General features: G+C 41.6%; 12 protein-coding genes and 1 other RNA gene. 1 reads left to right on the top strand and 12 read right to left on the bottom strand.

The window, feature by feature from the left end; all coding sequences use genetic code 11:
• Positions 1-28 precede the first annotated feature (28 nt).
• From CUU64_RS05855 to CUU64_RS05800, 12 genes are all read right to left on the bottom strand, one after another.
• A complete protein-coding gene (locus tag CUU64_RS05855) occupies positions 29-946 on the bottom strand; it encodes a DMT family transporter (protein WP_101632326.1) in 918 nt (305 codons plus the stop codon).
• Positions 947-992: 46 nt separating this feature from the next.
• Positions 993-2,513 carry a carboxypeptidase M32 gene (locus CUU64_RS05850; RefSeq protein WP_101632325.1) on the bottom strand — a complete coding sequence of 507 codons (1,521 nt, stop codon included), beginning with the start codon at positions 2,511-2,513 and terminating at the stop codon, positions 993-995.
• 304 nt (positions 2,514-2,817) lie between these two features.
• On the bottom strand, positions 2,818-4,734 hold the full coding sequence (locus tag CUU64_RS05845) for an ATP-dependent DNA helicase (protein WP_101632324.1): 1,917 nt from the start codon (positions 4,732-4,734) through the stop codon (positions 2,818-2,820).
• 160 nt (positions 4,735-4,894) lie between these two features.
• On the bottom strand, positions 4,895-5,071 hold the full coding sequence (locus CUU64_RS21865; RefSeq protein WP_180954471.1) for a hypothetical protein: 177 nt from the start codon (positions 5,069-5,071) through the stop codon (positions 4,895-4,897).
• A 108-nt stretch (positions 5,072-5,179) separates the two neighbouring features.
• Entirely contained in the window at positions 5,180-6,316 is a 1,137-nt protein-coding gene (locus CUU64_RS05840) for a THUMP domain-containing class I SAM-dependent RNA methyltransferase (protein WP_101632323.1), read from the bottom strand.
• Positions 6,317-6,335: 19 nt separating this feature from the next.
• Entirely contained in the window at positions 6,336-8,411 is a 2,076-nt protein-coding gene (locus CUU64_RS05835; protein ID WP_257985434.1) for a sensor domain-containing protein, read from the bottom strand.
• A 214-nt stretch (positions 8,412-8,625) separates the two neighbouring features.
• Positions 8,626-9,017, bottom strand: an RNA gene (rnpB, locus tag CUU64_RS05830) — RNase P RNA component class B.
• A gap of 289 nt (positions 9,018-9,306) precedes the next feature.
• Positions 9,307-9,618, bottom strand: coding sequence for a cell division regulator GpsB (gpsB, locus tag CUU64_RS05825; RefSeq protein ID WP_101632322.1), 312 nt, complete (start codon positions 9,616-9,618; stop codon positions 9,307-9,309).
• Positions 9,619-9,735: 117 nt separating this feature from the next.
• Positions 9,736-10,281: an SLOG family protein gene (locus CUU64_RS05820; RefSeq protein ID WP_101632937.1), complete on the bottom strand. Its 546-nt coding sequence runs from the start codon at positions 10,279-10,281 to the stop codon at positions 9,736-9,738.
• 58 nt (positions 10,282-10,339) lie between these two features.
• On the bottom strand, positions 10,340-10,924 hold the full coding sequence (locus tag CUU64_RS22910; RefSeq protein WP_308302335.1) for a CotD family spore coat protein: 585 nt from the start codon (positions 10,922-10,924) through the stop codon (positions 10,340-10,342).
• 343 nt (positions 10,925-11,267) lie between these two features.
• Positions 11,268-12,524: a ribonuclease H-like domain-containing protein gene (locus CUU64_RS05805; protein ID WP_308302334.1), complete on the bottom strand. Its 1,257-nt coding sequence runs from the start codon at positions 12,522-12,524 to the stop codon at positions 11,268-11,270.
• 30 nt (positions 12,525-12,554) lie between these two features.
• Positions 12,555-14,852, bottom strand: coding sequence for a DEAD/DEAH box helicase (locus CUU64_RS05800; RefSeq protein ID WP_101632320.1), 2,298 nt, complete (start codon positions 14,850-14,852; stop codon positions 12,555-12,557).
• 275 nt (positions 14,853-15,127) lie between these two features.
• Here CUU64_RS05800 and CUU64_RS05795 point away from each other — a divergent pair, with 275 nt between their 5' ends.
• Positions 15,128-15,592 carry an Hsp20/alpha crystallin family protein gene (locus tag CUU64_RS05795; RefSeq protein ID WP_101632319.1) on the top strand — a complete coding sequence of 155 codons (465 nt, stop codon included), beginning with the start codon at positions 15,128-15,130 and terminating at the stop codon, positions 15,590-15,592.
• The last annotated feature ends 33 nt before the right edge of the window (positions 15,593-15,625 follow it).

Raw genomic sequence — 15,625 nt, 5'->3', positions numbered from 1 at the left:
AGGCATTCGTTTAACATGCCTGCTTCTTTTAAATCGATGGATTATTCCCTGTGTCAACCTTGCCAATTTTGCTTTCAGACATATTATTATAATAAAGCACCGCTCCCAGAATTATAAAAGCACCAGCCAACTGCAAAACTGATAGTCTTTCTCCATATAAGACAAATCCAAGGATCATCGCAGTAACAGGTTCTACTGTAGCAATCACAGCCGCTTTACTACCATCCATTTTGCCCAACCCCCATGTATAAAGCAAATAGGCAATTACGGTGGAAAACAAACCGAGCCCCAGTATTAGAATCAACGGCTTCGGTTTTATTATCTGATCCGTCAGATGCCAAATTCCTGTTGCAGGAAGCAAGAAAATAGATGCAGTAAAAAAAGTATATGCCGTTATTGTGAATGTATGGTATGTTTTAAGCGCAAGCTTTCCAAAGATGCTGTACAAAGCATATCCAAGCCCTGAACCGATCCCAATTAAGAAGCCGATCCCGTCCCAATCTGAAGCAGCAAGTCCGTTTACTCCAGCTATAAGAATGCTGCCTAAAAAAGTACAGCCAAGAAGCAATATTTTCGGCATATTTATGATTTCCTTAAAGAACACCCACGATAATATCATGACAAACACCGGAGAGGTATACAGCAAAATCACTGCTGTGGAAATGGACAGCATGTTCATGGCTGTAAAGTAACACCAGTTAAAGAAGACAATGCTGAGGATACCCGTACCGATGAATAAGTAAATGTCTGATATTTTTATTTTTAATAGGTTTGGGTTCTTTATAAAGCCAATTAAAAGTAAAAAAAGGCTTGCGCAACACACCCTGACCGTAACGATTTCCATTGCTGTTAAACCTGCCGCCACCAGGCCTTTAACAAAAACACCGATGATTCCCCATAAGAAAGCAGCCGCAACCACTGCAAAAACCGGTAATAGATTTCTCATTCTCTCTTCCTTTTACATAGGGACATGGCACTGCATCCCCTGCCGATTATTTTAATTGATAAACACTTTTATATTTATCTTCCAGGTAATCAATCAGATATGCTGCATTTAATCCTTCGCCCGTAATTGATTCTAGGATTTCCAGTGGTTTTTTCGTTTTTCCGTATTTGTGCACTTTTTCATTCAGCCAGCTTTTGATCGGAACAATATTTCCCTCTTCCAGCAGCTCGTCGAAATTCGCTATTTCCTTAAGCATGGCATGTTTTATTTGTGCCGCATACATGTAGCCTAACGCGTAAGACGGAAAGTATCCAAAGCTGCCACCAGACCAGTGTACATCCTGCAATACACCGATTGCATCGTTCTCAGGTGTAATCCCTAGGTATTCTTGATACTTTCTATTCCATACTTGGGGTAAATCCTTCACTTCCAGCTCGTTATTGAATAGTGCTTTCTCGATTTCATAACGAATCATGATATGTAGGGTATATGTAAGTTCATCCGCCTCCACCCGGACTAATGAAGGTTTGGATTCATTGATCGCACGATAAAACTCCTCCAATTCCACATTTTCGAATTGACCGGGTGCATAATGCTTTAAAAGAGGAAGCTGTTTTTTCCAAAAGCTTTTATTACGGCCGATGAAGTTCTCAAAGAAAAGGGATTGGGATTCATGGATTCCCATTGAGGTGCCGTCATCTAATAATGTTCCTGTCAGTTCCTTTGAAATATTTTGTTCATAGATGGCATGTCCACATTCATGTATCGTGCCGAAAATCGCTCCCCTAAAATCGTCTTCATCATATCGGGTTGTTATTCGTACATCTCCCACATTAAGCCCTGTAGCAAACGGGTGGACTGTCTCATCCAAACGTCCTGCTTCAAAGTCATACCCAAGCTGTTTTAAAACGTCAAGACTGAACTCCTTTTGTTTGTTTTTTGGAAACCTTTTAAACAAGAATGAAGTTTCAGGCTTGTTTTTGCTTTCAGAAATCGCTTTGACCAATGGTACGATCCGTTCACGAAGCTCGCCAAAAACCTGGTCAAGTACCTCGACGGTCATGCCGGGTTCATACATATCCAGAAGCGTGTTATATGGATTTCCCTCATAGCCCCAATATCCAACAAACTTTCTTGTATAGGCTACAATCTGTTCAAGGTAAGGCTGAAACATCGCAAAATCGCTTGCCTCCCTAGCATCTTCCCACACGCTTTCCGCTTTTGATTGAAGAACTACGAACTCTTTATACTCCTCTGCCGGAACTTTTTTATTTCTTTCATACTCTTTTTTACACTCGTCAACGATTTTATTTGTAATATGGGAAAGCTCTTTTTTTGCTGCAGTAGAAGAAAGTTTCGCAATAAATGCTGCCATGTCTTCACTTGTCGACATATTGAACACCTCAGAAGATAGTACTCCGACTACTTCCGACCTCTGATCAATCCCCTTTTTTGGGGCGCCAGTTCTCATATCCCAATATACCAATGACAATGCTTCTCCATAGGCCGATATTTTTTTTACATATTCCAAAAATTCTTTTTCAATTTTATCAACAGAAGCGGACACCAACGATTCCTCCTTTTGCGTTACGGGTTAATTCTAACATATACTATAACTAAAATTACCATTCTTTAGGTTTAATTTCTAACAAACAAAAAAAGCTATTACTCATGAGATAGTTGGTTTTTGTAAAAAATGCGAAAAGAAGATTTATTGCCGGAATGGATTTTTTGAGGGAGTATAAAAAAGGAATGGACTCATCTGCTATGACTGTGCCAAAGAGGATGAAATGGCTCAATATTGAAATGCAGCAAGAAAGAAATAATTATTAATTTTAGAAAAACCGGGGAATTAACCCCGGCTTTAACACTTATTGAGGTGCTGTCGGTAGAACCGAAATGATACTTTCCAAAACATTTTCAGGAAGGTTTTTTTCCGTAAGAATGTGAACCTTTCCAGAATCATGGGATGTCCTTATCAACCGGCCGATTCCCTGGCGAAGGCGAAGCAGCATGTATGGCAGATCGACTTGTTTGAAGGGATCGCTTGCCGTTGCGCGCTTCGCTTCAAATACCGGATCATGCGGAGGGAATGGGAGTGAGAAAATCACAACATTTTTTAACGATTCTCCCGGAATATCCAATCCCTCCCACAAATGATAGGACAGTAAAACGGAATGCTCTTCTTCCTGGAATTTTTTCACTAGATCGCTGATTTCCGATTCTCCTTCATAATAGAATGAATAGTCCGAAGGCGCGGTGTTTTTCTTAAACCATTGCAATTCTTCTTTTGAACGGAAAAGGACAAGGGTCCTTCCCTGTTCTTCCTCAATCGTTTTTCGTGCATATTCCATCTTTTGATATTGGTTGCCATTTTCAAAAACAGGAATGAAAATTTTCATGGCATCATCGTAATCGAATGGAGAATCCACCGAAAAGCTTGTGTATTTATTTATGCCTAAGCTCTCTGCAATGTAGTCGAAGGACTTATTCTCTGAAAGAGTCGCAGACGAAAATACATATGGCATGTTTTTGGAAAAAACTTCTTCCCCCAGTATATCTTTCACAAGACGTGGCATGATCACGAGGGTTTTAGAGCCTCCGTTGTTCTCAAACCAGGTTACAGCCTGCTGGTTCCTAAGAAACAATGAAAGAGAGTAACCCAATTGTTCCAAATATTCTTCAGTGACCTTCAAGTCATACTCATTGATGGTGTACATCTCTGATTCAAATACTAAGCTTTCTTCTAGCTGTTCGACTTTTTGATGCAGTTTTTTTGCAAACTGGTTGACATGTTCAGAAGAAGGGATCCTATAGCGGCCAGATCCTGGTACCGGAATCGCAACTTGCCCCAGGATATGGAAGAACTCTTCGTTTATATCGATTAGTTCTTCAATGACATACAGTGTCTCGTCACGAACATCGTTTGCGGTCAATGCTTCAAGCACGTTTGATAGGGTTGCTTCACCAATTTTATAGGTCAACGCTTTCTGTGCGGAGAATTCAAGCAAGTGCCCTTCATCAAAAATTACACAGCTATGCTCCGGCAGCAAAGGAAGTTGTCCTTCCCGCTTCCTCTTGTCCTTTGTCCAAATATGTTCCATGAAAAAATCATGGGAACAGATGATTAAGTCTGTGGATTTACGATAGAAATCCCTAGAAAGCGTCAGGCCGCACCGATGCCGCATATCACATGTAAAACAGTTTTGCAGCTGGTCCCAGCCGACCTTTGCCCAGTCTTCATCATCCAGGTAAGGATATTGTTTTCGGTCACCATAAGGCGTGTAAGCCGACATTGAGCCGCTGCCATAAACAAATTTAGGGAGTTCTTCATGAAGCTGGTCAATGCCTTCAGAATCCACTGTATTAACAGCATGCTCCAGTTTTTTAAGGCAAACATATTGGTCATGGTATTTCGCAAGCCGTACGTCAACATCAATGCCCAGGGCTTTTTTAATCTTTTTAATATCCCCTTCTTCTTTTACCAGCTGTTCGATAAGTGTTTCATCAGCACATGAAATAATTGCAGGTTTATTAGTATACCTGGCATAGCAGATTGCATAAAGAAGGTAAACGAGCGTTTTGCCGGTCCCTACTCCGGCTTCAGCAAAAACAATTTTCTTTTCTTTAAAGGCTTTTTCCAGCTGGAATGCCATAAAAATCTGCTCATCGCGTTCCTCGAATCCCTTTTCAGGAAGAATATCGTAAAAAACATCTCCAATCCACTCGGAAAATTTTTCATAGAAAGAATCTTCCTTCGTTACCTGAAAAGGCAGCGTCTGCAACATCCCGTTCTCCCCTTTATTATATAAGCTAACAAGCTGTTAACTTTTTATGAAGTATTAGTGCAAAATGCTATTATTACGTACTATTGATTATTGGTCAAGAAAACAGTATACAGACGAGAATAAAAAAATTGCTGGGAGGCTCCAGCAATTTTGATGCTATTTAGTCGTCCTTGCCATGTTCTCTTTGCAAATGGAATGACAATGCTTGAAAAAGATTTTTCTCTGCATCCATTAGTTTCGTCAGAGAGTTCTTGTCGTACCCGTCAAGCTTTATTGACTCATAGGAAGTATATAAAGCCCTGGTAATTAATCCGAAATCAAATAATTTTGTATCCACTTGAGCCACCCCCAATCCGCTGGAGAAAAAGATATATACATTTTATACGGAAAGGGGAGAAGTTATGCTTTTATTTTAATGAGGTAGTAATACTTTCACCATTCGTCTTTAATTAGTTCTTGGCGGTCGCTTTCCCCAATATTGGTAGTAATCCGTTCTGATGAATCCATTGAAGAGCTTCCGTTTTTTCGTGGCAGACCTTCCATATAGCTTTTCAAAGTCAGGATGGGAAGTAATAATATAAATGGACCAGGTATCAAGCTTACTGAAAGCCTGCCCCATTTCCTGGTACATTTTTTCCACGGCCTTTTTCTCTCCCAGACGTTCTCCGTACGGGGGATTTCCAACAATTACACCATATTCTTTTTGTGTAGCAAAATCTCTGACTTGCATTTGTTTAAAATTGATTAATTCGCCGAGGCCTGCTTCCATGCTGTTTGCCTTTGCAACTTCAACCATTTTATGATCAATGTCAAACCCGGAGATATCAACCGGTTCATCATATTTTGCAAGGTCTTCCGCTTCCTGTCTTACTTCTTCCCAGGTTTTGCTGCCGATCCATGGCCAGCTCTCGGATACGAATCCGCGATTAAATCCAGGAGCAATATTTTGTCCGATCAATGCGGCTTCTATCGGAATGGTTCCCGAACCTGTGAAAGGATCGATAAACGGTTTGTCGGGGTGCCAGTTCGTCAACATAATTAACGCTGCTGCCAGTGTTTCCTTTAAAGGCGCTTCCCCTTGCCCTGCCCGATATCCCCTTTTATGCAGCCCCGCACCACTTGCATCAATGGTAAGTGTAGCAATATCCTTCAGCAGGGATACTTCCACCTTAAAAAGAGGGCCATTTTCCGCTAGCCAGGATGTACGTTTATAGGAAGTTTGCATTCTGTTCACGATTGCTTTCTTTACGATCGCCTGGCAATCAGGCACGCTAAACAGTGTGGATTTCACTGATTTTCCGCTAACAGGGAATTCTGCATCTTCAGGCAAATAGTCCTCCCAGTTCAACGATTTTGTATTCTCGAACAGTTCATCAAATGTAGTCGCCTTAAATTCGCCAACTTTTATTCTTATCCGGTCGGCGGTCCTCAACCACATATTGGACCTGGCAATCGCCTGTGCGTCACCTCTATAGATAACCTTTCCGTTTTCTACTTGACAGTCATATCCAAGGCCGCGCACTTCCTTGGCAACAACCGATTCAAGGCCCATCGCAGCTGTAGCAATAATATCATACTTCATAAGAACACCATCTTTCAGATTAAATCCAAGGCTCCCAGCTTTGAAGGAGAGTCTTTAACTCTTCAAAAGGGAGTGGTTTCGTTAAGAAAAAACCCTGAATGGTTTCGCAGCCATTTTTTTTCAGGAATTTCAGTTGTTTATTATTTTCGACACCCTCGGCAACTACCTCGAGGTTTAATGTATGGGCCATCGTAATGATTGCCGTTACAATCGATGCATCCTCTTTATAAATAGAAAGATTTTTTACAAAGCTTTGGTCAATTTTTAACGAATCAATTGGAAAGCGATGCAGATAGCTTAAAGATGAGTACCCTGTGCCAAAGTCGTCTATTGACAATTTGATACCGAGCTGCTTTAGCTTGACAAGCTTGCTTATGGATTCAGGAGCATTTGGCATGATTGTGCTCTCTGTTAGTTCTAATTCCACAAGATGTGTTTTAATATTCGTTTTTTCAATGATTCGGCTTACATTTTTCACAAAATCATCTTGACCGAAATGGATTCCGGATATGTTAATAGCAACCTTTAAAACAGGGTGCCCGGATACATGCAAGAATTTAATATCCTGGCACGCTTGGTCAATGACCCACTCACTTATGGGAACGATTAACCCGGTTTCTTCAGCAATTGGAATAAACTCTCCAGGGGATATGTTGCCCAATTCCTTATCGTTCCATCTAAGCAATGCTTCTACACCGGTGATTTCTCCGGTATTTGCAAGAGCCTGCGGCTGGTAATATAAAGATAATTCCTTGTTTTCAATGGCTTTACGCAACCGATTTTCAACAGACAATTTCCTGCTCTCATTTTCTTGATGCTGGCCCGAATGATAAAACTCAAATTTATTTCGGCCATTCGACTTTGCCACATACATGGCCCTGTCGGCATTTTTGATCAATGTATCCGTATCTTTTCCATCAAAAGGGAAGACTCCAATGCCGATTGATGTGGATGTATACACTTCCTTATCCTCCAGTATAAACGGCTGTTCCAAAGAGCGGATGATTTCTCCTGAGATATGAGCAGCCTCTTTAGGGTGTTTAATGTTTGGTAACACAATAACGAATTCATCACCGCCAAGTCGGGCTATCATATCTTTATTCTTTAAGAGCCCTTTCAAGCGAGCTGAAACCTTTTTAAGGAGCAAGTCACCATAGTTATGTCCCAACGTATCATTAACCATTTTAAATCGGTCCAAATCAAGGAATAATACGGCTAGAAGCTGCTTGTACCTTTCCGCCGTGACCAGCAGCCGATCGAGCTGTTCATTAAGAAGATAGCGATTTGCAGCGCCGGTCAGGGAATCGTAATGCGCCAGCTTTCTAAGCTGGTCCTCGGCATTCTTGCGTTCGGAAATATCTGAAAAAACAGCAACGAAATTCGTTATTTCCTCATTTTCATCCTTGATCAAACTGATTGTCAGCCATTCCGGGAAAACCTCTCCGTCCTTCCGTTTATTCCAGACCTCACCATTCCATCGCCCTTTTTGATTAATTTCACTCCACATTTCATCATAGAATCGCTTATTATGTAATCCAGATTGAAGAATCTTTGGCGTCTTTCCAATTACCTCTTCCAACGAGTAGCCCGTAACGATTTGAAAAGCCGGGTTAACGGAAAGGATCCTCTTGTCAGCATCGGTGATCATAACGCCTTCTTCAATATTCTCGAATATTTTTTCACTTAGCTTGCTTTCTTGATTCCAGCGGTTTTTTCGAGCGTTTTCCGAAAAGGTGAGAAGAAAATAACTGCTGCCATTTCCGTATGAAAACAAACGGTATTTTATCGAACAAGGAAATACCGTACCGTTTTTGCGAATCATTTGAAGTTTCTCAAACGCTCCATCTGGACGTTCTTTCATTTCCCTCAAATAATCGGAGGAATGATTTTCCTCTAACAATAACGAAAATCCTTGGGCTTTCAGTTCATCCGGCAAATACCCTGTAATCTCTGCTGCAGCGGCATTGCACTCCAAGATATCACCTTCCCCTGACAGCAAAATGACCCCTTCCTTGACCTGATTGAAGAGCAGATCAGCCATTGCCGTGAATTCACGGGAAATAATTTCTAGCTCCAAATTGATCACAATAATCACCTACCTGAATCCCACTGAGATGGCATTATAGATATAATGATAATGTAAAATTCCTTTTCCGTATGTAATTATTTTGAGGATTTTCGCTAAATATCGCCAAACATTCATAAAAAAGACGAATTTTGGATTCTTAGCTAATCCTTATGTATAAAAATAAAAACTCTCCTTTACGAAAGGAGAGTTGCTCGTTTTAAAAGGATATATTATGATAACGTCCTATAAGCCATGTTTTGTTCCTCAGTACTGCAAGCGATTATCCATCTCGTACTTCGGCGGTAATCATCTATCTACAGATGCATAAGCTTCTGTCCTTCTCCCTCGTTCATTTTTTCCAAGGAAGAAAGCTCCCCTACCATAATTTGGGTTTCTCGCTCGTGGGGTTTACCTCGTTCCACCCTTTCCGTTTCCGGAAAGGCTCCGTCACTGTGGCACTTTTAAAGGTATTCATACCATATCCATAAAGGACTTAGGCATTTTCCCAGCCGTCAGCAAACAACTTGCTGCCCTGGCTTATTTTTTCGCCAGGCACGAACACTACGGACATCTCAGCCCGTGCGAGCATGGACTTTCCTCTACAGCCGAAAGCTGCAGCGATTACCTGAACGTCATTCACAACATAAACTATTATAATAAATTGCTGATAAAACATCAATGGTAAATCAAACTAATTTATCTCTTACGAGATATGGTTCTGGATCGAATCATGAATTTTAGGCTTTTGCTTTTTTCATGTGAGCCCTGTGTTCACATGCCGTACTGCAAAGCTGATACACTCAACTTGCATAGGCTTAACAACTCTCTCTGCTCTTTCCAGTAAAGATTATACCACAATGAGCGAAAAAATCAATCAAATAATTTATGAAAGATTGATTATTCGTTTAAACTTATAACAAGCTCAGTCATACAATTTGCTTCCGAACACATGCTTTTCCAGGTTTGATAGCCTTTTTAGGATGTCAAAATTAGTCGTTCCCGGTGTTACACTGGTTGTCGGTTGTGTTTGGCGCCTAGAGATATCATCCGCTTGTTTTCTTAGCCTAAGGTTTTCCTGCTTCAGCTCTTCGATCTCTTGGTGGAATGCTTCGTAGTCTTTTATGACTAAATCGAGAAATTGGTCAACATCTTCTGGTTTATATCCGCGCATTGCCGTCTTAAAATCTTTTTCAAGAATGTCTTTAGCCGATAATTTTATCTTATCAGATAGCATAAGATTCACCTCAATACTTTCGCGATACATCAATTTGTACTTATTATTTTTTCAAATAACCCTTGATTTGTCAACGGCACATCTTCATTTGGGGGCGGTATTGGACGCGTTACCTTTTCAACTCCATTGATCTTCTTCTGCAGCCTGCTGAAGGTCATCTAATGAAATACGAATAATTTGATAAGGATTGTCAGCACTGTATCTTACCGCCTCTGCCAAAGCGTACTTGGGAGTACCTTCCTTCTCCTCATCATACACGATAATCATACCATCGCTTTTGTGAACCATGAAAAGATTCTTTGCCTTCAGCTGCTGCGGGCCTTCGTATGGCTTTTTCGAGATAGAATCAACGAAATCCGCATGCGCCAAAATATTCTCATAATACTGCTGGTTCGCTTCATTCCAAGCCTCTTGCTGTTGCAAATATGGTGTCAATACACCCAGCTTTACATGATCATATTCATTTTTCAGCTCAATCAAAACCTCTGCAGCCCACAACTCAACACCAAGCTGGCCGGAAACAATCACCCATTCGCCACCCTCTTCAATTAAAGGAACCAACCGACGTTTTATTGCCCGTTTTATATATTTTACACCCTCATGATCATTTTTAAATATGCCAATTTCAAAAGGTTTATAGCCAGTTATGTATATTACGTTCAATCCGTATGATTCCTTTCTTTTAATAATAAAGAACAAGGGCTATTGCCCTTGTTTCCCTTTAACAAAATGGCCGCGGAAGGCAAGGATGGAGAGGTGCGACCGGAGGCCTGCCCGGACAAACCACATGCTGTTCAAAACATTGATTAACGACTGATGCAGTGTGCGGGAAGTAATGCTGGTGAGTAAAAACGTGTTGATTCACATTTGTTGTGTGTGATGGATGCACATGCGGCACAACATGTGGAATCACGTTGGTATTCACAAAATTCTGCGTTGGTGAAACAGTTCCCGGCATCACTTGGGCAGGTGCAACATTAGTTGGACCGACCGGACCAAATGGACCTGGTCCCATACCTGCTGGCGAAACCCCGGGACCCATACCTGCCGGTAAAACCCCAGGACCCATACCTGCCGGTAAAACCCCAGGACCCATACCTGCCGGTGAAACCCCAGGACCCATACCTGGGTAAGGGCCTGCCTGCGCACCCATTACTGCAGGACTTGGCTGTGGTCCCATTCCATACGGACCAGCTTGAGCACCCATTACTGAAGGACCTTTTCCAGAAGGACCCATTTGGGCTCCCATAACATTTGGTCCCATTTGGGCTCCCATTACGTTAGATTGCTTTTTCATATGTTCCATACAAAAAGCGTCCCCTTTCTTCATAGTTTCATTTACACTAACAGACTATGAATCTAGAGGTACAGTTGTACTAATAAAAAGACCTATATTTATGATAAAAAGGAATAAAAACCGTCCTTCAATGTTGAAAACACAAAACCAGTTAAACAAATAACAACAAAGAATAAAAATAAAATCGCTTTATACATGTTTCCCGCCCCGTCCTATAATCTGGAGGTGCCATTGCAATACGTTCTATAAACGCATGGCGACCTCTCACATCCTTACATTTTACACACATTGATAATACGGAACAATGATTCTTTATCAAAACTGACAGATAAATTTTCACAATGCTTATCATCTAAGAACGGGCAAGCTTCCTTTTCAGCCGTTCACAGCGTTTATACAGGTCTTGTATTAGAGATGCTGAAGGATTAGGGAGAGCCTCCAGTTCCTCAAGCAGCTTTAATGAAAGCTGAAGGGCCTTGTCATGTTGCTTGTATTGGTGTTCTAAAAGTTTACACATTTCATGCAATGCTTCGTGTTTTTCTCTTTGGGTTCCTCTTTCAGCCACTTCTAGCCAAATCTTTAAAGCAGTGTCGTAATCTTTTTTCTTTTTCATTTCATACGCTATGGCGTGACTGGCCGTGATTCGCTCCTCTTTTGATCCATGCTTAAGGAGACGGTGATAGGTTTCATTAGCCTCTTCTTTTTTTCCTAGATAACTAAGCCAGCGTGCAATTTCGAGGGTTTCCTGACCATATCCCTCAACTTGGAGGATTTGCCTTGACAAATGGATATAAAGTGTAATCAAAGAGAGAATATCTATTTCATTATGCTTCATGACGCCAAGTAATATTTCCGGATCTTTTCTTTCAACAAAATCAAAGTATATCATGGGCGCTAAATAGCCTGGGATATCATTCTCCCTTTTTAATCCTAGTATTTCCTCTTCAACTGCTGAAAGCTTCACTTTTTCCAGCCTGTTTTTCCAAAGCCTTCTTGAAGCATGGTACAAGTCAAAATGACCAAAATCCGGCAACCGTGGGACATGCTCCCGTATCAGAGTATGCCTTGTCTTTAGCTGCGGCCAGTCAAATGCTTTTCCATTGTACGTGACAAGGGTGTCATAATTGATATTTTCCAAAAAGCTTTGGTATAGGGGAATTTCGTTCCCGGGTTGTGGCAAAACATGCTGCCTTACAACGATTTCTTGGTTCCCAACAAATGCATATCCAAGCAAAAATATTGTATTTCCCGCACCTCCACCCAGACCCGTTGTCTCTGTATCGAAGAAAAATAAATCCATCGCGCCATGGCCCTTGGCAGATAGAGGGTGATCAAGAGATGAGTTGTTCCAAAGCTCGACAACATCGAGCAAGTCCTTGAACATGTACTTGCCGTGAAGGTAATCTAATGGATAACGTACCTCCCTGATGTAACAATGTTGATGATCAAACCAATAGACAGATGTTTCGTTCTCCTGCCATTTATCAATAAAAGGGATCTCATTCACTAGGTTTTTATTTTCCTGGACAGCAGCTTCCCTTTCCTGGCTGTCCAATTTCATATGGCTTTTCATACGTCCCAGTTTATTTTTTAACGACAATAATATCACCTCGAATCCTGACTAAACCATCTTATTTCGTCAGTATAATACAGGCGTGTCAACCGGTAGCCCCTTGGTGAACATGCTAAGCAGCTGGATGGCGTCCTTCTTTGCTCCCTCAGAGGCTGTATCTGTTCCTATGCAGGAAGGGCAACCGCTCTCGCATTGGCATCGTTCCACCATATTGCGGGTTTCGTTTACTATTAGCTCAACATTTTCATATACTTTTTCACTAAGTCCTATGCCGCCAGGATAACTATCGTAAATAAAAATGGTCGGTTTTTCATTATGGCTGGCTTTTACCTGGGGATAGACATGGATATCGTGCGGGTCGCACATCACGAAAAGGGGAATCATATAATTCAAGGCATGGGACGCGCCTATCAACCCTTGTTCCATCCTGTTATCATCCCAACCAAGTATCACCGTGTTAAGGGAAAGCATTGCCGAATTCGTATGAAGCTCCACTTCCGGCAGGGTAATTGGCCCTGAACCGATGTTATCATGTGTTTCAAACTTGATTTTTTTGAAAATTGTAGCCATTGCCCTTACCGATACATCTCCATATGCAGATTCATTCGTACTGCAGTTTTTTTGCTTATCCACTTCCAACACAGAAAGCTGGACGGCCAGGTTTGCATCAGTATAATAGTCAACGTTCACTTCCCGGACATACGCCTTCTTCTCCTCCCAGTCAAGCAGCTCGACCTGGTATTGAATCCCCTGGTGCAGGTAGATGGCTTCTTCATGAAGCAACGTCATCGCGCTGAATGTATCCATTTCACCGATCACTTTGTTTTCCGGAGCCTCTGTCTGGTCAATGATGACGACATTTTCCTGGGATGCTGAGCGCAGGCTGATATTATGGGCTGGAAAAGCATCATTCATCCAATACCATTTGTCACCATTTTGGTGAAGGATTCTTTCTTCGGTCAAAAATTCAAGCACATCCATGATTTCTGCCGTGCCAAATGTATCTCCTTTTTTGAAAGGCAGCTCATATGCCGCACATTTGATATGATCTACAAGAATTACCAGGTTGTCCGGATTAATTCTTGCTGTTTCTGGACTTCTTGAAAAGAAGTAATCCGGATTTTGGATCATATATTGGTCAAGTGCACTGGAGCTTCCTACCATGATGATCAACGCCTCATCATGTCTTCTCCCCGCTCGCCCGGCCTGCTGCCAAGCGCTTGCGATGGAGCCGGGATAGCCTGTCATGATGCATACTTGCAGCTGGCCAATATCCACGCCAAGCTCCAGGGCGTTAGTGCTCACAACCCCGTAAATGCTTCCTTCCCTCAACCCTCTTTCGATTTCTCGTCGCTGCTTCGGAAGATACCCCCCGCGGTAACCCCTTATAGACTTAGGCCCCAGTTGCTTTGAGACCAATTCCTGCAAATAAGTAAGCAGGATTTCGACTCTTACGCGTGACCGTGCAAATACAATCGTTTGGATCTTATTCCGCAAAAATTCCGTAGCAAGGCTTCGAGCCTCTAACACTGCGCTCCTGCGGATATTTAACGCCTTGTTCACAACAGGGGGGTTGTAAAAGACGAAATTCTTTTTTCCGCTTGGCGCTCCGTTATTATCAACCAGCAGCATATCCTTCTCGGTAAGCTCCTCGGCAAGTTGCTTCGGGTTTGCAATTGTTGCCGATGTGCAAATAAACACTGGGTCGCTGCCGTAGAAATTGCAAATCCGTCTCAGCCGCCTGATCACGTTTGCAGTGTGGCTCCCGAAAACACCCCGGTATATGTGAAGCTCGTCAATAATGACATATTTCAGATTTTCAAACAGCGATACCCATTTCGTATGGTGCGGCAAAATTCCAGAATGCAGCATATCCGGGTTGGTAATCACAATATGCCCTGCCTTACGGATCTTTTGACGGATATTTGAAGGGGTATCCCCGTCATAGGTATAACTATTAATACCCACTTCCATCTCATCGATCATCTCATGGAGCTCGCTTTTCTGATCGTAGCTTAGTGCTTTTGTAGGAAAGATATAAAGAGCCCGTGTTTTTTCATTTTCTATGATGGACTGCAATACAGGAAGATTATAACAAAATGTTTTTCCAGACGCTGTTGGTGTTACTGCAACTAAACTTTTCCCCTCCACAGCCGCATTAAAAGCAGTAGCCTGATGGGTATAAAGCCCGTTTATTCCCCTGTTTGCCAACGCCTGTCTTATCCTTTTGTCCATTCGTTCTGGGAACGGGACAACCGTTGCTTCCCGAGGATCAATTGTATGCCAGTGGACGAAATTGTCTTTATACTTTTCATCGGTTTTCAAGCTTGCAATTATTTCCTGCAAGTTTTCTCGTAATTTCATTATCGTTCACCCCAATAGTATTATTTTAACGAATGAACGTTCGATAAAAAAGAAAAATATCATTCCCTTTTTTTGGTAATGATTAACATCTTATTTACTTAACATTTTTTTTCACTTAATAATCGTCACAGCCTTATGATACAAAGAATAACATGATGAAAAAAATAACCTATGAAATAAAGACAAATAGAAAATTGTTTTTACAATTCACCATTAAATTCGGACTTACATAGCCTAAATAGCAGCGGTATAAAGTTGAAAGGAGAGACTGACAAATGTCTGATTCAGAGAAACATAAGAGTCGGAAATCTTCACATGGGCAGACGTTTAATGAATTTATGACGACCATGGACCGGCTCTTTGCAGAAAAACCGCTAAAAGGCATTCTTCAATCGATGGATGATTTTTTCGGGTCAATAGAACGGAGCTTTCCTGTTGAGATCAGCGAGAAAGATACGTACTACCATATCAAAGCTGCGCTTCCCGGAATCAAACGGGAACAAATAGATATTGAAATGCTTTCTCAAGGAGTTGTCATCAGTGTAAAAAACTATGTACAGGCTGTAAAATTCACCGCAAACAAAGCACCAAAACGAAGGCCATCTCCAAACACTGTTTCAAGAACCATCAACCTTGCAAAACCAATCGATGAACAAAGGGCAACAGCCAATCATCGTGATGGGGTATTGGAAATTAAAATTCCAAAGCTAAAAGGCAAGCGGATTACGATTAACGACTGACATCTAACCAAAATCAAGGAGGCCAAAGCCTAA

Origin of the sequence: Bacillus sp. V5-8f (genome assembly GCF_002863565.1) — a bacterium.
Taxonomy (GTDB): Bacteria; Bacillota; Bacilli; order Bacillales; family DSM-1321; genus Peribacillus.
The sequence above is the reverse complement of the archived record's forward strand: the minus strand, read 5'-3'. Positions and strand labels throughout refer to the sequence as shown.